Annotated in this window: 12 protein-coding genes; 6 read left to right on the top strand and 6 right to left on the bottom strand. The window is 61.9% G+C overall.

The window, feature by feature from the left end; genetic code table 11:
- Positions 1–75: 75 nt before the first annotated feature.
- Together OIS53_RS19170 and OIS53_RS19165 are read right to left on the bottom strand one after the other, a co-directional pair.
- Positions 76–2823 (bottom strand): reprolysin-like metallopeptidase, encoded by a 2748-nt coding sequence (locus tag OIS53_RS19170; RefSeq protein ID WP_264680190.1) that lies wholly within the window; start codon positions 2821–2823, stop codon positions 76–78.
- 590 nt (positions 2824–3413) lie between these two features.
- A complete protein-coding gene (locus tag OIS53_RS19165) occupies positions 3414–4301 on the bottom strand; it encodes an AraC family transcriptional regulator (protein ID WP_264680189.1) in 888 nt (295 codons plus the stop codon).
- 760 nt (positions 4302–5061) lie between these two features.
- Here OIS53_RS19165 and OIS53_RS19160 point away from each other — a divergent pair.
- Positions 5062–7290, top strand: coding sequence for a beta-1,3-glucanase family protein (locus OIS53_RS19160; RefSeq protein ID WP_264680188.1), 2229 nt, complete (start codon positions 5062–5064; stop codon positions 7288–7290).
- Between the two features lie 483 nt (positions 7291–7773).
- On the top strand, positions 7774–10803 hold the full coding sequence (locus tag OIS53_RS19155) for a two-component regulator propeller domain-containing protein (protein ID WP_264680187.1): 3030 nt from the start codon (positions 7774–7776) through the stop codon (positions 10801–10803).
- A 36-nt stretch (positions 10804–10839) separates the two neighbouring features.
- Here the strand turns inward: OIS53_RS19155 and OIS53_RS19150 are convergent, their stop codons facing one another.
- From OIS53_RS19150 to OIS53_RS19135, 4 genes are all read right to left on the bottom strand, one after another.
- Positions 10840–11817, bottom strand: a complete 978-nt coding sequence (locus OIS53_RS19150; RefSeq protein ID WP_264680186.1) for a zinc-binding alcohol dehydrogenase family protein — start codon at positions 11815–11817, stop codon at positions 10840–10842.
- A gap of 175 nt (positions 11818–11992) precedes the next feature.
- Entirely contained in the window at positions 11993–12745 is a 753-nt protein-coding gene (locus tag OIS53_RS19145; protein ID WP_264680185.1) for an SDR family NAD(P)-dependent oxidoreductase, read from the bottom strand.
- 115 nt (positions 12746–12860) lie between these two features.
- Positions 12861–13790, bottom strand: coding sequence for a helix-turn-helix domain-containing protein (locus OIS53_RS19140; RefSeq protein ID WP_264680184.1), 930 nt, complete (start codon positions 13788–13790; stop codon positions 12861–12863).
- A gap of 214 nt (positions 13791–14004) precedes the next feature.
- Positions 14005–14577 carry an ester cyclase gene (locus tag OIS53_RS19135; RefSeq protein WP_264680183.1) on the bottom strand — a complete coding sequence of 191 codons (573 nt, stop codon included), beginning with the start codon at positions 14575–14577 and terminating at the stop codon, positions 14005–14007.
- A gap of 390 nt (positions 14578–14967) precedes the next feature.
- Between OIS53_RS19135 and OIS53_RS19130 the strand changes: the two genes are divergently transcribed.
- The 4 genes from OIS53_RS19130 (at position 14968) to OIS53_RS19115 (ending at position 20802) form a co-directional block, all read left to right on the top strand.
- Positions 14968–17193: a S8 family serine peptidase gene (locus OIS53_RS19130; RefSeq protein ID WP_264680182.1), complete on the top strand. Its 2226-nt coding sequence runs from the start codon at positions 14968–14970 to the stop codon at positions 17191–17193.
- Between the two features lie 175 nt (positions 17194–17368).
- The gene (locus tag OIS53_RS19125) at positions 17369–17959 is read left to right on the top strand and encodes a Crp/Fnr family transcriptional regulator (protein ID WP_264680181.1); all 591 of its coding nucleotides are present in this window, start codon (positions 17369–17371) and stop codon (positions 17957–17959) included.
- 264 nt (positions 17960–18223) lie between these two features.
- Positions 18224–18748 carry a YybH family protein gene (locus tag OIS53_RS19120; RefSeq protein ID WP_264680180.1) on the top strand — a complete coding sequence of 175 codons (525 nt, stop codon included), beginning with the start codon at positions 18224–18226 and terminating at the stop codon, positions 18746–18748.
- A gap of 380 nt (positions 18749–19128) precedes the next feature.
- Positions 19129–20802, top strand: coding sequence for an Ig-like domain-containing protein (locus tag OIS53_RS19115; protein ID WP_264680179.1), 1674 nt, complete (start codon positions 19129–19131; stop codon positions 20800–20802).
- Positions 20803–20884: the final 82 nt, after the last annotated feature.

Here is a 20884-nt window from a genome sequence, read left to right as displayed (position 1 = left end):
CCGCACGCCACGGCGAGGACACAGCTGCGGGAGGCGGCCCCGGAGTACAGGGCCGCCTCCCGTCTGCCTTGGGGGCTACTTCACGAAGCGGCGCGCTATGGTATGCCCGTCTTTGTCTACCACCACCAGCGTGTACATCCCTGCCGGCAGGGCCGCCACGCTCACCCCGTCCTGGGCTAGTGGGCCGCTGGCCAGGGGCTTGCCCCAGCCGTTCAGAATGCGGTAGTGGCCGCCCGCCAGCACCTTCGCCGAAGTCAGGTAGAGCTTGTCGGCCACCGGGTTAGGGTAGACCTGCACGCTGCTGAGCGCCTGGGTGGTGCTCGTGGTCCGCACTTTAATCGACGACACCCGGTCGTTCCAGCCCGCGTCCACCAGGCAGCTGTTCTCGGTCGTCACCGTGAGCGAGTCCCCGGTTAAGTTGTCGCCGTCAAACAGCACCACGGTAAAGCCACTGTTCACGCGCAGCGAGGAAAGGTCGTTGTTGAGGATGCCGCGCGCCGCCAGCTGGTTGGTGGTGTAGCTGCCGATGGCCGGCAAGGCCCTGGAGTAGCCGCCGAAGCCGCAGTCCTGGAAGAAGGTGGCCACGCCCGCGGTGCGCACGCGCAGGGAGGTGGTGCGGTCGTTGAAGCTGCGCGCCGTCAGGCACTCGGTGTTGCTGACGACGGTAATGAACTGGCCCTGGAAGTTGTCGTTGTCGTAGAGGGCAACTTCAAACCCGCTGTTCACGCGCACCGAAGAGAGGTCGTTGTTGCGCACGCCCAGGGCCCGTAGCTGCGTCAGGGTGTAGTCGCCCACGGGCAGGGACACCGACGCCCCCGAGAAGGGACAGTCGCGGTACACGGTTGCTACGTTGTCAGTTGTGCCGCCCGTGGTGATGGTAAAATTGGCGTTCGAGACGTCGAAGAAGATGTTGCCCACCGCTTCCACTTTTATCCGGGCCTGGGTGGTGGCATTGCCGGGAACAGTAACGGTGGCCGAGCCGGTATTGGGAACATTGGCGGCCAGGGTTATCGGGAACGTAGTGCCACCATTCGTCGACAGCAGAATGTTCACGGTGGCGCAGTTCACGGGCGCGGCGTTGCTGCCGGCCACATCCCAGGTTACAGTCTGGGTTGAGTTGGCCGCCCAGCTTACGGCCGTGTTGGGCGCCGTCACCCGAAACGGACCGGCGCTGCCAGCCACCGTTACGAGGGTTTCATCATAGTTTGTGAAGCCGCCCCCCGGGTTGTTATCCCGCACCACCAGCCGGAACCGGTACGATCTGCCGACCGTGGAAAGCACCTCCCAGGTGGGCGTAGTGTTGCTGAGAATGTCTTGCAGGCGAGGGAAAGTGCGCGCCGGAGAAGCCGTTGGCAGAAACACCCGGAAGGCCGGCCCGACGGTGGCAGTGGGGGAAGGCGGCATGGGAGCTTCCTCGTTGTTCATCTGCTCCCAGCTGTAGGTGAGGCCCGCAGTGCCGTCGGCGTCGGTGGCCGAGCCGGTCAGGGTGAAGGGCGTGCCGCGCGGAATCGTGTAGTCGTTGCCGGCGTTGGCCGTAGGAATGTTGTTGGCCAGCAGGGTTTTAGCAGCGCAGCCGTTGCCACCCTTGGTGCTGATGAAGGTGGTCATTTCCTGAATGCTGAAGGCATGGAACATGGCGTCAGCCTGGTTGGCTACGTTCGGGTCGCAAATGCCGGCGTACGACATAATGGTGGTTCCCGAGCCCGGCTCAAAGGACGCCGTATCGTCGCGGTTGCAGTCGTTGTTCTGGGTGTGGCTGGCCCCAAACTGGTGGCCGATTTCGTGGGCCACATAATCAATGTCGAACGGGTCGCCTACTGGCCTGGATTGGCCCGTTACCCCACCGGCTTTGAAGCTGGCGCACACGCTTTCAAAGTAGGCCACGCCCCCGCCGTCGGTGCTGAACACGTGCCCAATGTCGTAGCTGCCGGAGCCAAGCACCGCGTTGAGGGTGTTGATATTTTGCGTGAGCATGGCCCCGCCGTCGTCGTTGGTATACGGGTCGTTGCTGGTCGTGTACACCACTTTGTCATTGTCGCCGACCAGCACCATCCGCACGGCCACTTCCTTCTCAAATACCCCGTTTACGCGGTTTATAGAGGTGACAATAGCGGACAACGCCCCGGACTTGGTGCCGCCGTGAAACTGGGAGTACTCGTAAGTGGCGGCTACTGCCAGCCGGTACGTTCTTAGATTTCTATCCAGCGTTCTATTGGCGCTTACGGGTGCTTTGCGGGCCGCTTTTTTTTCGATGTTGGCGGGCACTTCATCGGTGGCGCAAGGTGCAACGGGCGTCTGTTTTACAAAATCCTTTTTGTAATAACTCATGTAATACCCCGGAGAGCCCGTGCCGAAAGGATCAATAAAAATATCGTCCCCCTGCGGGTTCAATATCATGGCGTGAAATCCTTTTTCAGTGAAATCAGCTTTGATAGTAATAGTATTGTTAGTAACTGCGTAGCCCGAGTACGTTTTTATATTCGGAAACTTGGCGGCCAATGCTGGCGCCATCACGGCCACTTCCTGCACCCGAAACTGCATAAACGAGCCATCGGCCAAGGGCAGATCCAGCACAAAGCTCGGACCTTCCGTGCCGGCGGTGCGGGAGGCGCTGCGGCTCAGTACGGCTCGCAGCCCGGTCTCATCGAGCTGCAGCGCCCGGTACTTGGTGGGCTGAATGGCTGGCGCTTGCGCGGCTCTTTGGGCCGCGGTGGTAGTCAGGTCCCGCCACAAAGCTTGCGTGCTTTGCGCCCAGGCGGCGTTTGTGCAGACCAGAAACAGCAGTAAGGCAATTCGGGCAAGTAGTAGTTGTGGTGTTTTCACAGTTGTAGTGGTTGGCGTTTGTTTTCATGCGGAAAAGGTCAGAGCGAACTAGCTGCCAGGCGGCAGGCACGGAGAAGCAGATTATTTTGGGTGGTTTGTTTTCAGTAGCACGGGCATGAGGTAGCCGGCACGGCCACAGGCTGGCTGTGCGGTTCGATAAGTAAGAAATTAATTCAGCACAAATTCAGCCGCCCGTTACTGTGCAAATAAAAACAACACGAGCGTCTGTTACTCAGGCATGCTTTACAAGTACAACTAAATGATAATTATTTTATCGACATATTAATTAATTTGTCCGTAAAATAATTTGAATTGATAATCAATATAAAATTAATTAAATATTATTTAACAATCAACGTACATACTATTGCTTATATCCTGTTAAATAGGAATCAATACTTTTAAATAAAACTTAACAAGCAACCACTCATAAACTCAACAGCAACATCTCTACGCTCACTTCACCGGCAACGACAGCTACTATGGTTTTTCGGTTGCCCAGACAGCACAACACATTCGACGTGGTAAACTTAGAGCCTTTCGGCGGGCGCGACGATGTAAAAAAGGGACGTTCCGATGCAAAATCGGGCTTATTCTTTCGCGTTGAGCATCATCTCGCGGAAGAAGTGCGGAAACAGCCCGTTTTGCTTGTAGAAGAAGTGGCTGAAGTGGGAGGGCTCCCGGAAGCCTAAGGCAAAGGAAATTTCCTTGATGCTGAGCAGCGTGTTGTACAGCAGCCGCTTGGACTCGGCATTCAGCCGCTCCTGAATAAGCGCGCTGGCCGTTTTGCCGCTGCTTTGCTTGCACAACCGGTTGAGCTGCTTGGTCGACAGGGCTAGGCGCGCGGCGTATTGCTGCACCGAGTAGTGCTCTTTGTAATGCTCTTCGAGCAGGGCCTTGAACAGGACCATCTTTTCGTGCACCTGGTTTTTGCCGGCCGGCGCTACCTCTTCCTGGGCCAGCTTCCGGCATCGCAGCAGCTGAATAAGCAGCACCTGCACATACGCTCTGAACATGACCTCGTGGCCGATGGCCGGCGAGGCTGCCTCGCGCAGCAACTGCTCGGCGGTAAGCTGGAGGCCGGCAAAGTCGGGGCCGGCTACGGTGAAAAAGGGGCTGTACTGCTCGAAGAAAGCCAGCGCGGTGGGCAGGCTGGCATCGGGACTGGCCAAGACGAAACCCTTGTGCAGGCAGATAATGTAGCCGTCCACTTCTCCCTGCAAGTCAACGAGGTGCACGGCCTCGGGCGACAGCACGAATACCGCCCTATCCTGAATCGGGTAGGGCTGCCAATCGATGTGGTGTACGCCGCGGGCTTTGCCGAACAGGCAGATTTCGTAGAAGTCGTGGCGGTGCGGCGGCAGCGGGTGCCCCTGGTCGATTTGCTGGGCGCTGGCCCGTATCTGCCGGATGTTGAACGGCTCCTCGTGCGCAAACCGGTCTTCAAACCGATGCAGCTGAATTACTTCTTGCTCCATGTGCGTGGTGCTTGGCTCTGAAACAATGGGGTTCAGGGCAGGATAGATTCCCGCATGTGGTGGAAGCGCGCAACAGTCTGCCGGGGCAACTGCGCGTCGCCGTGCGCATGAGAGCAGCCATAAGGTCAGAAGGTTGTTACCAGGAACCTAGTCTTTTGCGCCCGCGCGCCCACAGAACCACCTACGGGCCGAGTACGGACCTCCGAAAAAATGTAGCCCACTCCGCAGCCTGTACCTGGTCGGGCCCTGGTATTCTGTCCTAGTACCGCCGGCCGGGTTTTACCACCGAGCGCCACATAGTGTTTTGCACTATCCGCACTTTGCTTCCGGGCGGCCGACTATCAAGGTAGCTTCTAAGTTACTTCTGAGGGCGTTGTTTTTATAAAGAAGTTGATTGTTTTTTATCCGTATCACAACCATGCGAGAGGGTGCGCGCACACGCCAGAGCGGCAATGTTACGTGGCCTGCCGGCTTTCTGCTGCGTGTGCACTAAGCGGTAAGAACCCAATTGTGGCCCTATTGCGCCACGCTGAGGCCGCGGTTTTTTCCGGAAAAGCCCGCTACATTGCCTCATCTGTCTCAGGTCAGCCGACGTGTTTTCGTCGTCTTCAGCTTCTGTTTTAGCCCCGCACCTACTACGCGCCGTGGCGCGGTGCCGGGCCTTGAGGCGAGTACCCGCCGGTTGGTATTATTTCCGGTTCTGACCTGCGCACTGGCATTTGCTTTCCTTTCCATTTCCCACCTCCAATCCGTTCATTGTATGAAAAAACGTACGCTTCTTTTTCTTCTGACTGCGCTGCTGAGCTTGCTCCTGCCGGGCTACGGCCGGGCGCAGGGCAGCATCCCGTTCACCATTGCTAATAACTCTCCCTTTCCTGACTCCGACCTGTACGTAGCCATCGTGGGCATCGACCCCGCGGGCCGGCACGTGTGGATTAATGCCCGCACCAGCGCAGTGCTGCCCATGGACCGCAGCTATAATACCGTGCTCGGCCCTACCTACGACGGCAACACCGGCCCCGGCCAGAACTCGCGCTACGCCGACTGCTTTACCCGGCTGAGCGACATTCCGAACAAGACGTTTACGCTGCCCTACATCGCCGGCTGCCGGGTGTTTATTGCCAAAGGCCAGCAGCTGTACTTCTACTTCTTCGGGGCCACGGGGGCGCCGTCGGGCTACACCTCGCCCAACGCCCAGAGCCCCACCGACCCCAACCGCGGCATTCTTTACGAGCTGATTGAGCTGACCAACAACCAGTATGGCTTCTTCGGCAACCCCACCCGCGTAGATGCTTTTCACTACCCCATGGGCCTGGAGCTGTTCGGGCAGGGCTACCAGAAGCGGGTGGGCGAGCTGAAAACGGCCGCCGAAATTGTGTCGCTCTACAAAGCCAACGTACCGGCCGAGTTTCGGGGAACCGTTGACGAGGCCGCCGGCAAAATCACCTTCCCGGCCAAAACGCCCGCGTTTTTCGATGGCACCAACGGCACCACGCCCGGCCCCTACGGCAACTACTTCAAGTCGTACATTGATGCCATCTGGGCGAAGTACCAGAACGAGGACCTGATTTTCAACGCCGGCGACGCGGGCGTGTTCAAGGGGCGCATCAGCGGCGAGCGGCTCACACTGGTGGGCCAGTCGGGTGCCTATGCTGGCCGCACGGGCATTATAGAGCGGCGCCCCACCACGCAAGAAGCATTTGAAGGCAAAGGCGTACTCGACCGGCGTTTGGGCGACGGCGACGCCGACCTGGTGGTGCAGGCCCAGCTGACGGCCGCCATCAACCGCCACATGGTAAACACCACCACGCCCAACCCCGGCCTGCAAAACTGGTACGACGTGTCGCGCTTCTACCAAGCCGGCCCGGCCAACTACTACGCCCGGTTCTGGCACCTGCCCGGCATCAGCGTCGACCAGCTCTCCTACGGCTTTGCCTACGACGACGTGGCCGACCAGTCGGCCTCGCTGCACACGCCCAAGCCCACGCGGGTGGTAGCCACGTTCGGGGGCTACGCCGGCATCACCCAGCCCAGCAGCGGCGTGGCTACTTTTTTCAAGAACTGCAACTACGACGGAGCGGCCACGGCCCTGCCCGTGGGCGACTACACCTTGGGCCAGCTGCAAAGCCGCGGCATCTTGAACGACGACGTGTCGTCGCTGCGCGTGAGCAGTGGCTACGAAGTGGTGCTGTTTGAGAATGATAACTTCGGTGGGGCCAGCCTGACCGTCGGGGCCGACAACAGCTGCCTGGTGGGCAATGCCCTGGGCACCGGCAACTGGAACGACAAAGCCTCGTCGGTGCGGGTGCGCGCCAAGGCTGGGTTTAGCGTGCTGCTGCAAGCCGAGGTCCACAGCCTCAACAACGGCATGGTGGCAGAGGCGTGCAGCGACGCGGGCGGCGGCCAGAACATGGGCTACGTGGATAACGGGGACTACCTGGTGTTCAACAACATCACCTTCCCCACCACGGGCCAGTACACCATTGAGTACCGCGTGGCCAGCGGCACGGGCGGCGGCACCGTGTCGTCGGACCTGAACGGGGGCTCTATTCTGCTGGGCAACACCACCGTGCCGGGCACCGGCGGCTGGCAGACCTGGACGACGGTTTCGCGCACGGTGACTATCAACGCCGGCACCTACAACTTCGGCGTGTACGCCCAGGTGGGCGGCTGGAACATCAACTGGATTCGCATCAGCCAGGCCAGCGGGGCCCGCGTAGCAGCGGCCACGCAGGCGGCTACCACAGCCCTGAGCAGTGAGCCAGCCGTAGAGCTATACCCCAACCCCGTAGGCGAAAAGCTGTACCTGCGCACCACCAAGGCCTTGGCCAGCAGCTCGTACAGCATCCTGAACGAATACGGCCTCACCGTAGCCCGCGGCACCCTGACCGCGGGGCCCGTGAATGTAGCAGCGCTGAAGCCCGGCCTGTACACGATGCTCATCGTGACCAAGGACGGGCGGAAGGTAACCCGCCGGTTTGCCAAATAACGGCGCGGGTGACTATGTAAATTGGTTAAAAAAAAGGCGGCTCGGTTGAGTCGCCTTTTTTGTTGAATGGTTTTGGTAGCTGAAAGAGCTTCGTCACTCCAGTTTGCTCATCCGGCCTGCAACCCGACAGCTTTCTTTCCCAATGGCGAGCTAACCCGAGCTAGCCTAAGTTGGGTACTAGGGCTAAAGCTAGTTCCCCTCCTTGAAAAATTCCGCGCATCAAGCGGTGTGGACTAAGGGTGGTTGACCAAGCGGCCGAACAAGGCTACCGCTACAAGCTAGAGCTAGAGCCCCTCTCCCATTCCGCGCATCAAGTGGCGTAGGGGTTGGGGTGAGGCAACTACAGCTAGAACCTACACACCCATCAACCACCTCTAGCCCCTCCTCATCTGAGGAGAGAACTAGCCCTAGCCCCAACGTGGGCGAGGTAGTTTTTCCGGAATCTTGCAGCTTGTGGCTGGCCGTTCCCCTAGGTTGTCGAGTATGAATCTACCTGCGCTGTTTCTTGCCCTGGTTTTGCTGGCCTCTCCTGCTTGTGCCCAGAACTACACGTTTGGGCATCTGAGCGTGGATGAGGGCCTGACCAACAGCTCGGTGACCAGCATCTGCCAGGATAGCCGGGGGTTTATGTGGTTTGGCACGTTTCAGGGGCTGAACAAGTACGACGGCTACCGCATCACGCCCTACGTGGCCAACCCCCAAAACCCGCGCGCCCTCAGCGACAACACCATTACCTGCCTCTACGAAGACCGGCGCGGCACCTTGTGGGTGGGCACTCACCTGGGCGGCCTGAACCGCTACGACCGGGCCCAGGACGCCTTTGTGCGCTACACCCCGGCCAGCAAGCCGCCCTACCGGCTCAGCGCCAGCCGGGTGGAGTGCGTGTTCGAGGACCGCCGTGGCAACCTGTGGGTGGGCACCGACTACGGCCTCAACCTGCTGGACCGGGCCACCAACTCGTTCCGGGCCTTCTACCACCAGCCCCAGGACCCCGGCAGCATCAACAGCAACCAGGTGCGCGCCATCATCGAAAACGACCGGCGGGAAGTGCTGGTGCTGACCGGCGCCGACGCCCTGAACCGGTATAACTTCCGCACCGGGCGTTTCGAGCAGGTGCCGCTGCCCGGCCCGCCGCCCGGCCTGGCCACGGCCCGCACCCTGGTGCAGGACCAGCAGCGGCGCTACTGGGTGGGCACCCTCGACTACGGGCTGCTGCGGGTGCAGGGCTCCACGGTGCGGCGGTACCAGCCCCAGCCCGCGCAGGCGCACTCCCTCAGCCACCAGCAGGTGCGGGCCGTGCTGCAAACGCGCCGGGGCAGGCTGTGGGTGGGCACCGACGGCGGCGGCCTCAACGTGTACCGCCCCGCCACCGACGATTTCGAGCACGTGCAGGTAGGTGAGGAAACCACCCACGGCCTGAGCAGCAACGCCGTGTATTGCCTCTATGAAGACCGGGCCGGCACGCTGTGGGTGGGCACATTCGGGGGCGGCGTCAATTTCTACAGCCCGTACCAGGCCCGGTTTGCCCACTACACCCACCAGCCCCAAACGCCCAACAGCCTAAGCCACCGCCTGGTGCTGGCCCTGCACGAGGACAGGCGCGGCAGCATCTGGATTGGCACCGACGGCGGCGGGCTAAACCTGTTCGACCCGCGCCGAAAAACGTTTCGCCACTTCCGCCACAACCCCGCCGACCCGCACAGCCTGTCGGCCGACGCGGTGAAAACCATCTACGAAGACCGGCAGGGCACCCTGTGGATTGGCACCTACCTGGGCGGCCTGAACCGCTACGACCGGGCCCGCAGCCGCTTTGTACGCTACGTTTCTGACCCCAACCAGCCTAACAGCCTGACCACCAACCTGGTGTGGCACGTGTACGAAGACCGGCGCGGGCAGCTGTGGGTGAGCACGCTGGGCGCCGGCGTGTGCCTGCTGAACCGCGCCACCGGCACGTTTCGGCGCCTGAAGCCCTTCAGCGGCCCCGGCTCCCTGGGCGACTACAACGTGGTGACCATGCGCGAAGATGCCGCCGGCCGCCTGTGGCTGGGCACCGAAAACCAGGGCCTCAACCTGTATCATCCGCGCAGCGGCACGTTCAGCGCGGTGCAGCACGACCCGCGTAACCCCCACTCGCTCAGCAGCAACCGGATTCAGGCCCTGCTGAAGGACCGCCGCGGGCGGTTTTGGGTGGGCACGGCCGATGGGGGCCTGAACCTGATGGCGCCCGACGGCCGCACGTTTCGCCGGTTTACCATCCGGGACGGTCTGCCCAGCAACGTCATCAACGGCCTGGTGGAGGACCAGGCCGGCTACCTGTGGGTGAGCACCAGCCGGGGCATTGCGCGGTTCGACGTGGACCGCCGCACGTTCAGGAACTTCGACCGGCAGGACGGCTTGCAGAGCAACGAGTTTGCCATCAACTCGGTGCTGGCGGCCCACAACGGCGACCTGTACTTCGGGGGCATCAACGGGTTCAACGTGGTGGCCCCGGCGGCCCTGGCCAGCAACCCCGCCGTGCCGCCCGTGGTGCTGACGGGCCTGCACCTTTTCAATGAGCCCGTGCACCCCAGCCCTACCGGCCCGTTGCGCCAGCACATCAGCGAGGTCGATACCCTGCGGCTGTCCTACAAAGATGCCGTGCTGACCCTGGAGTTTGCGGCGCTCAACTTTATCGACCCCCACAAAAACCAGTACGCCTACCGGCTGGAGGGCTTCGATGATGCGTGGCGCTACGCCGGCCCCCGGCGCGAAGCCACCTACACCAACCTCGACCCCGGCCAGTACACCTTCCGGGTGAAGGCCGCCAACAACGATGGCGTGTGGAACGAGCAAGGCACGGCGCTGACGGTGCTGGTGGCGCCCCCGTGGTGGCAGACGCTGTGGTTTCGGGTGCTGGCGGTGGCGCTGGTGGGGGGCGGCGCGGTGGCTTTCTACCGGCTGCGCACCAACCGCCTCCGCCACAAGCTGCACCTGGAAAAGCAGCAGGAGCTGCGCACCAAGGAGGCCGAGCTGCGCGAGGAGCGCCTGCGCCACGAAAAAGCCCTGGTAGAAATAAGCCGGACCCAGCTGGAAACCGACATGCTGCACAAAACCTCGGAGCTGGCTACCTCCGTGATGAGCATCGTCCAGCAAAACGAAGCCCTGCTGACCATCAAAAATCAGCTTAAAGAAGCCCTCGACGACCCCGACCCCACGCAGCAGCGCCGCAAAATCCTGCGCCTGGTGCGCCAGATTGAGCGCGAAGTAACCCCCGACCAGCACTGGCAGCACTTCGAGGAGCTGTTCAACCAGCTGCACGAAAACTTTATGCAGCGGCTCAAGGAAACCTACCCCCAGCTCACCAGCCGGGACCTGAAGCTCTGCGCCTACCTGCGCATGAACCTCAACACCAAGGAAATAGCCTCGCTGCTGGGCCTTTCCGTGCGCGGCATCGAAGACCTGCGCTACCGGGTGCGCAAGAAGATGGGCCTGAGCACCAGCACCAACCTGACCGAGTTTATTCTGCAACTCTAGCGGTGGGCAGACGACGAGACGCCAGCTAGGGCGCCCCTATTGCATTACCACGACTAGTTTGCCCGTAGCCTCGTTGGCTTCCATGTAGCGGTGGGCTGCCACCAGTTCATCAAAGCCGAACGTGCGGTGGAGCAGGGCCGACTGCCGGCCGGCCGCCACTTCCTCGGCAAACCACGCCAGCGGGGTAGCCAGCAAGTCGTCGGCCGTGCCGGAGTACGAGGTGAGCCGGACCGTGGAGGGAATTGCCACCATGGGCTCAAACTCCGGCAGGGTCCAGGCGTTGCCCACCATGCCAGCCATGCACACAATGCCCCGCCGGGCGGCGGTTTGCAGGGAGTCGAGCAAGGTGGTGCCTACTAACTCTAGTACCCGGTCGACGCCCTGGGGGCAGAGGCGACGCACTTCCGGCGCTAGGGTGCCTGTGTCCAGAACAACATGGTCGGCCCCGGCTTGGCGGAGTCGGGCGGCTTTGGCGGGGTTGCGTGTGGTAGCCAGCACAGTGAGCCCCAAGTGCTTGGCCAGTTGGGCCGCCATCAGCCCCACCGATGTGGTGCCGCCCCGGATGAGCAGTGTGTGGCCCGCTTGCACCTCCAAGGCACTCGTTAGGCAGCCCCAGGCCGTTTGCAGCAGCTCCGGCAAGGCGCCCAGCTGGGCCCAGTCGAGGGTGGTAGTGAGCGGCACCACCTGCGCCGCCGGCACGCAGGTGTACTCGGCGTAGCTGCCATCGAAGGCACGGCCCATGCCGCCCATGACCGTGACTACCGTTTGGCCCGGCTGAAACTGCCCACCCGGCGCCGTCTCCACGGTGCCCACGGCTTCAATGCCCAAAATGCGCGGGAAGGCAACGCCGGGCGAATGGCCCTGGCGGGTGAACAGCTCGGAACGGTTCAGCCCAAACGCGCGCACCCGAATTAGGACCTGCTCCGGGGTAGGCTCCGGGCGGGGCACCTGGCGGTACTGCAACACTTCGGGCGGACCCGGCTGGTCCAGGACAACGGCTTGCATGGTGGCCATAGGCAGCAGTAGGGGTTCAAAAACTAACTTACCCTAAACCTACCTGCTTAGCTTGGCTTTCGGCATTGACGTAGGTTAACAAATCACTGCGGACAGAGAAAGCCGCTCGGTGTTTTTGCCTACTAGGAATGCGGTGCCCTCCCCTACCATCGGCATCAAGCTAGGGCCGCGCGTGCTACAGGCTCATGCCGCCGGTTAGCTCAATCCGCTGGCCATTGATCCACTGGGCTTCCTCGGTGCACAAAAACGCAACCACGCCGCCCACGTCGTCGGGCACGCCAACGCGGCGCAGGGCGGTTGCCTGGGCTATGTAGGCGCGCATCTCCGGAGTGTCCAGCATAGCGCCCCCGCCGAAGATGGCGCCGGGCGCTACCACGTTGGCAGCAATGCCACGCTCGCCCAGTTCCAGGGCTAGGTAGCGGGTGAAAACTTCAATGGCGCCCTTCATGCTGGCGTAGGCCGAGTAGCCGGGGTAAGAGTGCCGCGTAGTGGCCGACGAAATAGTGATAACGCGCCCCCCGTCGTGCAGCAAGGGCAAAGCTTTTTGGGTCAGAAAGTAAACGCCTTTGAAATGGATGTTCAGCATCTCATCAAACTGCGCCTCGGTGATATCGGCAATGGGCGCACCGAGGCTTGTGCCGGCATTGTTGATCAGAAAATCTAAGCCCGTGGCGCCGAACGTAGTCTGCAAGGTGGTAGCTACCTGCGCGTAGAATGCGTCGAAGTTGCTTATTGCGGCGGCGTCCAGGGGCAGGGCGGCGGCCTTTCGCCCGAAGGCCTCTATTTCGGCCACGGTAGCGGCGGCGGCAGCCTCCTGGCTGTGGTAGGTCAGCAGAACGTCGATGCCTTTCTGGGCCAGGCTCAGGGCCATGTTGCGGCCCAGGCCGCGGCTGCCGCCGGTAACCAAGGCTATTTTGGTGGTTGTCATCTGATTGACGGTTGATTGTTGTGTGATGGTAACGCAGCAAAGGTCAGCTCAGCAACCAGCCGGGCTTTTGTGCCCGCCAATCCATTTTTTGTAGAATTCAAATCACTTTGTTCTGCTAGCTTCTGAAAACGCCGGGCGTTACGGCTGTCTGGCGCTTGAAGAAATTGGAAAAATGGGCCACGTCCGCAAACCCGAGGCTGTCTGCTATTTCCAGAATGGTCCAGTGGGTTTGCTTGAGCAGCACCTGCGCCTCCTGCACAATGCGGCTGGCAATCAGGTCGGTGGTGGTGCGGCCGGTGGTTTCTTTGAGCACCTTGTTCAGGTGGTTGACGTGCACGGCCAGCTGGTCGGCGTAGTCGGTGGCCGTGCGCAGACACAGGCGCTGCTGGGGGCTTTCCAGCGGAAACTGCCGCTCCAACAGCTCAATAAACAGCGACGTTAGCCGGGCCGCCGCGCTGTGGGCCGGGTGCAGGGCCGTAGCTGGCTGCCGCTTCTGCCCAAAATGCAGCAGTTCCAGCACGTAGTTGCGCAGCAGATCATACTTGTAGGCGTAGTCGGACGCTATTTCCTCCTGCATTTTATGGAAGATAGCCGCCACGGCAGTGCACTCTTCTACCGACAGCGGAAAGGCTGGCGGGACTTCGGTTTTGAAGAGCGGCAACTCGTCGAGCACCACGCCGCTTTTCGTAGGCTGTAGAAAATCAGCCGTAAACACGCAGAAACAGCCTGCCTGCCCTGGGTCTTGGGGCAGCCAATAGTAGGGCACCTTGGGCGTAGAAAACAGCAGGGTGTTCTGCTCGATGTCGAGCACCTTATGCGGGTATTCGGCGCGGCTGCGCCCGTGCAGCAGGCTTATTTTATAGTAGGCCCGGCAGGCATACGGCTCCACGGGCTTTTCCCGCATTGGCTGCCAGAGGTCGGTCAGGTTAAACACATTAAAGTGCCCGACGTCTTGCTGAATGCCCTGCGGCAACAGCGCCTGTACCTCGGTTCCGGTACAGGCTGTTAGTTCCTGATAGAATTCAGTTAGTGAGGTGTGTTTCATAATAATCGGGGAAGCCGCCAGAATGCCGTTTGAGCCGCCGCGTCTTTCGGCGTTGGGTTACCCCATACTAACTAGAAACAGCTGCCTACGTTTTGTAAAATTCAAATCTCCTGCGCAGCCTCGCCGCACCACGGCGCATGATGCGCGTGGCAAAGCGGCGAGGCTGCGCAGGAGATTTACATCAACCCAGGCTGGTATACCTGGTGTACATTTTCTAGCGCAGGCCGAGCTGCTTGTAGTACGTCTGGTTGTCCCAGTACAAAAACTCCTCCACCATCACTCCTTTTTCCCAGCGGCCAATCGTGCACATGGGCAGGCGGAAGGACTTGCCGGTGGGCGGAGTGAAGGTACCGTCGCCATTGGGCATGGGCCGGGTGAAGGTACCGGTCATGAAGCCCGTTACGGCGGTGTACTCACCGGAGCCGAACTTGATAGGATGCTCCTTGATTTTGGTGTCGGGCGCGAAAACGAACAAAGCCCTCAGGTCTTCGATGTGACGCTGGATGCCGGTGGTGGTGTGGCCGTCGGGCCAGTGCACCACGATATTCTGGGCGTGGCTTTCGCCTAATCGGTCCCACTGCTGGTTGCTGAACACCTCAAAATCCAGTTCATCGAAGGTGGCCAGGTTGCGCTGCACCGCGTGGCCGTGTCCGTGGCCATGTCCGCCGCCGTGCACACGATGGTCGGCAGCTTGAGTTTGGGCGGTAGGGGCTACTGTTTCGGCGGACTTTTCTTCGCAGCCGAAGGCACCCAGGAGCAGGGCTAGGGGAAGGGCAAGCTTTTTCATAGTCGTAGAGGTGAGAAAAAAGGTGGAGCGGTAAACCAAAGCTCCTTGGTTAGGAAGCAGCCCAAAGGTGGCCCAGTCCTGTGCGCCCCCGCCTTAACCTAGGTTAAGTAATCATTCCACCACCCACTGAAAAGCCGGCGCAGGCGTGCCTGGGGGCTTTAGGGCCTGTTCGCGGAGCCGGTCTTTATACGGCCTGAGGCAGGCCGCAAAAAAATCTGAGCGGGCCACCAACCAAATGCTTTGGCGCTTCCTCTGTTCCGGCAAGATGCTCGGTTCCCTGCTGCCAGCACCTGCGCGCAGTTCATCCTAGGTATGCGCAACGGGTTAGCAGCGCCACTGAGGTAGTCTTGCCACTTACTCCATCCCATTCAACTTCTATTCCTAGTTCGTATGAATCAGACTCTTCCCCTCTTCGCTACGGGCCTGCGGACTGCCTGGAGCGTTCTGCTGGTGCTGGCCTGCTTCGGCAGCCCGGTACGTGCCCAGGTAGCCGATGCCCCTCTGCCGCCTAATCCGGGCCTGCGCAAAGCCACCGTTCCCGCCGGCTTCCGGCCGAAAGCTCCCGGCAAGCTCAGCCAGGAGCTGCTGGCCCTGCGTGAGCCGACAGCGGCGGCGGCCGCCAACCGCCGCCCCGCCCCCGGAGCCAGTAAGTCCGCCAACTCCTTCCTGCAAGTGCGCAACGGCCTGGTAGTCGTCAATATAGTGGCTGCGGGCAATGCCCAGGCCTTGGCCAATGAGCTGAAGACGACAGTAGGGCTGACCAACGCCGCGGTAGCCAAACAGCTGATTTCGGGTGCGGTGCCGATTCGCAACCTGGACAAGCTGGGCGCCAACCCCAAGGTGCGCTTCGTGCGGGCCGCCTACAAGCCCCGCCTGAAAGCAGGCGCTGCCACCAGCCAGGGCGACAAGGCCCAACGCTCGGACCTGGCCCGGCAGGTGGCGGGCGTAACCGGGCGGGGCGTGAAGGTGGGCGTCATCTCCGACAGCTACGACCGGCTGAACGGGGCCGCGGCGGGCATTGCCTCCGCCGACTTGCCTGGCCCCGGCAACCCCACTGGCCGCACCACGCCGGTGCAGGTGCTGCAAGAGCTGGCCGCCCAGGACTCCAGCGGCAGCGACGAGGGCCGGGCCATGCTCGAAATCATCCACGACGTAGCCCCCGATGCCGAGCTGGCGTTTCATACCGGCTTCGGGGGCGGGGAAGCCACCTTCGCCCAGGCCGTTCTGAAGCTCGCCGACGCCGGCTGCCAGGTTATCGTCGATGACCTGGGCTTCCCCGACGAGCCCTTCTTCTCCGACGGGGTGAGCACCCAGGCCATTGACGAGGTAAAGCGCCGGGGCGTGAGCTTCTTCACCGCCGTCGGCAACTACGGGGATGCTGCCTACGAGCATTCTTTCCAGCCGTCAACCTTCGAGCCCTTCGGTCCCGGCACCGGCACGGCTCACAATTTCAGCGCGCCGGGCCAGCCCCCGCGCTACTACCAGCCCGTCAGGATTGGGAGGGAAGGCGTCTTTATCGGTCTGTTCCAGTGGGACGACCCATTCTTCTCCGTCACGGGCGACACCGCCAAACAGGCCCGCACCGACCTGGATATCTATCTGCTGGATGATGCCTTGCAGGTGGTGGCGGCCAGCACCCTCGACAACCTGGCCATCGGCGACCCAATCGAAGGCCTCTTCTACGAAAAGACGGACACTACCATGCAAAACGACGTGTTTTACGTGGTCATCACCCAAGCCGCCGGACCCGCCCCCCGCCTGATGAAGTACATCCAGTTTGGCGATGCTGATTTTGTCAACCCGGCGGCCTCGCCCATTCCGGGCATCGGCGCCTCCACGGCTTTTGGGCACGTGCTGGCACCCGGAGCCATTTCAGTGGGAGCGGCGTGGTACGAGTTCACGCCGCCGTTTCTCGGGGTTGATACGGCCTACCATCAGTTTCTTTTCTATCAGACTTCCTACTCCAAGACCCCGATTCTCTTCGACAAGAACGGCAACCGGCTTAGCAGTCCGGTTTACCGTCAGAAGCCCGAAATAACGGCCCCCGACGGCGCCAACACCAGCTTCTTTGGCTTCGACCTGGAGGGTGACGGATTCCCGAACTTCTTCGGCACGTCGGCGGCGGCCCCGCACGCGGCGGGCGTCGCGGCCCTGATGATAGAAGCCTACAAGAAGCCCCTGCCTCCGGACCTGGTGAAGTCGGCCATGACCCGCACGGCCCTGGACATGGACGATTTGTTTACCGACGGCGTGTTTGATCAAGGCTTTGACTACACCACCGGCTACGGCCTGCTTCAGGCGGATAAGGCCGTGCAGGAGGTGCTGTCCACCGTTACGGCCACTGCCCCCGGCGCCGCTGACCCGGCCGCCCGGCTCGTGGCGTATCCCAGCCCGTTTGGCCGCGAGCTGAGCGTGCTGCTCCCCGGCCGGAACCAGCGCCCCGCCACCGTGAAGCTGTATAACCTGCAAGGCCAGCTGGTGCACGACCAAGTGCTGACGCCCCGCGAAAACGAAGCCGGCAAGCTGGACTTGCCCAACCTGGCGGCGGGCTTGTACATGCTGCACGTAGAGCAGGCCGGCTCCCCACTTCGCACGCTGAAAGTACAGAAGCAGTGAGCAGTCGAAGAACTGGCAGACTAGCGCCGGCGCTAGTCTGCCAGCATTTCTGCCACTACCGCCACGCTGCACAGGCAGGTAGCTTGGGCAGCTGACAAAGGGGAGCCGGCCGTTTGCTTGCAAAGCGGTTATTTTGGGTCGGCCGTTTGTGGCCGCTTCCCCGTAGCTCATACCCATGCACCTTTTGTCCGACGAGTCGCTCCGGGCCAACATTGCGGCCCGCGTGAGGCTGAGCGAAGCCGACTTTGCCTGCTTCCGCCAGTTCGTCAAGCCCCTGGCGGTGCCCAAGCGGCAGTTTTTCCTGCTGGAAGGCGACGAGTGCACCCGCTTCGGGTTTGTGGTGCGCGGGTGCCTGCGCAGCTATTCCATCGACGATAAGGGCGAAGAGCACACCATGCAGTTTGCCCCGGAGGACTGGTGGATTTCCGACCCCTACAGCTTCTTGACGGGCCGGCCCAGCACGCTCACCATTGATGCGCTGGAGGACACCGAGTTGTGGGTCATCACGGCCTCCGATATGGAAAAGGTGTACGCCGCCGCGCCCGTGTTCGAGCGGTTTATGCGCCTGCTGATTCAGAGCCGCTACATTGCCTTGCAGGAGCGCGTCAACGCGGCGCTTCGCGAGTCAGCCGCCCAGAAATACGACAACTTCCTGCGCAAGTACCCCACGCTGGTGCAGCGGGTCCCGCAGCACCTGATTGCCTCCTATCTGGGCATCAAGCCGGAGTCGCTGAGCCGGGTGCGGCGGCTGAGCCGGCGCGGGTAGCAGCCCGTTTGGTCACTTTACTAAAGTGAGGGAGCTGTAAGCCGCTAGCCCGTCCTGCTTCGACAGGTGGACGCTAGCTGAAGCCGGACAGGCTAGCAACTTCCTAAAAAGCCTTCCACTCGCGGAAGGCTTTTTTTACTGCTATCCGGGTAGTGGCTGGTCGTTCTTAACATAGGTTAAGGCACGGGGACAGGCGGTGAGGGCACCTTTGTCAGGCTCCCCAGTGGGGTGCTTTGTCTTTCCCTCACTCCTTTTTTCTTTCCTATGAAAAAGCTACTTCTTCCCCTCGCCCTGCTCCTGGTTGCCGCCGGCTGCGAAGAGAAAACCACTGATCCGGCGGCTCCCCGCAGCGCCGACCAAACCGAATCGGCCGACCACCGTGGCCCCGGTGGCTACAGCGGACACGCCGCCGAGCGGAAAGCTATTCAGCAGCTGCTAAACACCTACGGCGCGGCCCTGAATGCTTCGGACGCCGCCAAGATAACGTCGCTCTTTGCCCAGGATGGGGTGTTTGCGGCGCCCGGCTCGCCCACGGCCACCGGCCCAACGCAGATTCGGGCCGCGTTTGACGGGCTGTTCGGGGCAGTTACCCTGAACCTGCAATTCACCCCGGCCGAAATTGTGGTTGTCAACTCCCGCTACGCCTTTGCCACCTCCACTTCCAGCGGCACGGTGCTAGTTAAGGCCAACGGGCAAACCGCCACCAACTCCTACCGGGAGCTATGGGTGTTCGTCAAGGAAAACCGGCAGTGGAAAATTGCCCGCTACCTCTTCAACCAGCCGCAGTAAGCACACGCTGCCGCACGGATGCGGCCCCGTAAACAAGAGGCAGTTGCACCCCAGACGCTGGGTGTTGCAGCTGCCTCTTTGTTGTTTCCTATAAGGTCGACCACCCCCGCTTTGCCTGGGCGTGAGCAGCCGCCGAGTTGGGTGCCCGTACCGTAGGCACGGAAGATGGCACCGACTGACAAGAAGCCATACTTATTTCTGATTATCAGATAGTTGTACACAATTTCTTTTGGCTAGTTTTTCGCCACCGTAGTTATACCGTACCCGATTATTTGGACTATACCGGCCTACTCGCCAGGTTTGGAGCGCCACGCAGTAGCCCACGAAAGCTCTGTCCTTGGCGGCTCGGCTGCTCCTCATCTTTGCTCTTTTCCACTGCTATGAAAACACCACTATTTTTCCTGGTGGCCTGCGGCGTTGCCCTGGCTGCCCAGGGCCAGACGGCCCCCATCGGCCCCAACCTGGCCGCCGGCAAGCCGGTAGAAGTGTCGTCCGTTGAAAACGCGGGCACCCCCGGCCGCAACGCCGTGGACGGCAATTACGCCAGCCGCTGGTCGAGTGCCTTCTCCGACCCGCAGTGGCTGTACGTGGACCTGGGCGCCCCCACTCCTATTACCAAGGTGCGCATCAACTGGGAAGCTGCCTACGGCAAGGATTACCAGGTGCAGTTCTCCAACGACGCCCAGACCTGGACTACCGTCCGGACCGTCACGGGCAACACGGCCCGCATCAACCTGATTTCGGGACTGGCGGGCAGCGCGCAGTACGTGCGTATTCGTGGCACGGCGCGGGGCACCGGCTACGGCTACTCCATCTACGAGCTGGAGGTGAGCGGCAGCAACACGCCGCCCACCGTGCAGCTCACCCAGCCCGCGGCCAACTCCACCTACAGCGGCCCGGTGCGCCTCGCAGCCAACGCCGCTGACCCCGACGGCGCCGTGAGCAAGGTGGATTTTTACGTGGACAACGTGCTGGTGGGCACCGACGACACCAGCCCCTACGAGGCTACCTGGACCAGCTTTTCGCCCGGCCGGCACGTGGCCAAGGCCGTGGCCACCGACGACAACGGGGCCACGACAACCTCGCTGGAGCGGGAGTTTTACGGCGACGCTAACACCCCGCCCACCGTTCAGCTGACCGCGCCAGCGGCCAACTCCACGTACTCGGGGCAGCGCATTCGGCTGGCGGCCACCGCCACCGACCCCGACGGCAGCGTGGCGCGGGTGGAGTTTTGCGTGGGCGACCCCACGAACTACCGCATCCTGGGCGCCGACACCAACAGCCCCTACGAGTACGACTGGCTGAACGTGGCGCCGGGCACCTACCAGGTGTTTGCTAGGGCCTTCGACAACCAGGGGGCCGCTACGACTTCCTTTAGCCGCACGTTCTACGTCATCAACGACCCCTTCAACAAGAGCATTCCGGGCCAGATTGAAGCCGAGCGGTACGACGCCATGCGCGGCGTGGCCACTGAAACCACCGCCGACGCGGGCGGGGGCGAGAATGTGGGCTACCTCGACGCCGGCGACTGGCTGGACTACAGTGTGAACGTGGCCGCGGCCGGCACCTACACCGTGCAGTTTCGGGTGGCCGGCTTTGCGGCGGGGGCCCAGCTCCAGCTGCAATCGGGCGCTACTGTGCTCAGCACCGTGGCGGTACCTACCACGGGCGGCGGGCAGAGCTGGACTACTGTTTCGGCCACGGCTGCGCTGCCGGCCGGCAGCCAGACGCTGCGCGTGGCAGTGCTGGGCGGCGGTTTCAACTTTAACTGGATGAGCTTCTCGGCCGCCAGCGCCGCTCAGCTGGCCTTAAGCCAGCCAGCACCCGCAGCGGCCAGCATTGTGGCCTACCCTAACCCCGGTCCCGGCCGCTTCCGCGTGGCCGGCGTGCCCAACGGCACCACCGCCACCGTGCACAATGCAGCTGGCTTCCCGGTGGCTACCACCACTGTGCACGACGGCGCCCTGGACCTGGGCACCTTGCAGCCGGGCACCTACCTCGTGCGCCTCCGCAGCCAGGGCCGCACCGTGCAGCTGCGCCTCCGGAAAGAGTAGCTTACCCCACCCCCTTCTCTTAAAGCTGCAAGCCTCAGGCTGCAAGCCGCAAGCTTGTCTTATTGAAGAGCTTGAGGCTTGG

The sequence above is a fragment of the Hymenobacter sp. YIM 151500-1 genome (genome assembly GCF_025979885.1).
In the GTDB taxonomy this organism is placed as follows: domain Bacteria; phylum Bacteroidota; class Bacteroidia; order Cytophagales; family Hymenobacteraceae; genus Hymenobacter.
Note: the sequence above shows the minus strand (reverse complement) of the source record. Positions and strands in the feature narration are given on the sequence as shown.

Bases quoted from the DNA above. Each gene is read 5' to 3' on its own strand.
- OIS53_RS19165 (WP_264680189.1), bottom strand. From the start codon at position 4,301: ATGGAGCAAGAAGTAATTCAGCTGCATCGGTTTGAAGACCGGTTTGCG.
- OIS53_RS19160 (WP_264680188.1), top strand. From the start codon at position 5,062: ATGAAAAAACGTACGCTTCTTTTTCTTCTGACTGCGCTGCTGAGCTTG.
- OIS53_RS19155 (WP_264680187.1), top strand. From the start codon at position 7,774: ATGAATCTACCTGCGCTGTTTCTTGCCCTGGTTTTGCTGGCCTCTCCT.
- OIS53_RS19150 (WP_264680186.1), bottom strand. From the start codon at position 11,817: ATGGCCACCATGCAAGCCGTTGTCCTGGACCAGCCGGGTCCGCCCGAA.
- OIS53_RS19145 (WP_264680185.1), bottom strand. From the start codon at position 12,745: ATGACAACCACCAAAATAGCCTTGGTTACCGGCGGCAGCCGCGGCCTG.
- OIS53_RS19140 (WP_264680184.1), bottom strand. From the start codon at position 13,790: ATGAAACACACCTCACTAACTGAATTCTATCAGGAACTAACAGCCTGT.
- OIS53_RS19135 (WP_264680183.1), bottom strand. From the start codon at position 14,577: ATGAAAAAGCTTGCCCTTCCCCTAGCCCTGCTCCTGGGTGCCTTCGGC.
- OIS53_RS19130 (WP_264680182.1), top strand. From the start codon at position 14,968: ATGAATCAGACTCTTCCCCTCTTCGCTACGGGCCTGCGGACTGCCTGG.
- OIS53_RS19125 (WP_264680181.1), top strand. From the start codon at position 17,369: ATGCACCTTTTGTCCGACGAGTCGCTCCGGGCCAACATTGCGGCCCGC.
- OIS53_RS19120 (WP_264680180.1), top strand. From the start codon at position 18,224: ATGAAAAAGCTACTTCTTCCCCTCGCCCTGCTCCTGGTTGCCGCCGGC.
- OIS53_RS19115 (WP_264680179.1), top strand. From the start codon at position 19,129: ATGAAAACACCACTATTTTTCCTGGTGGCCTGCGGCGTTGCCCTGGCT.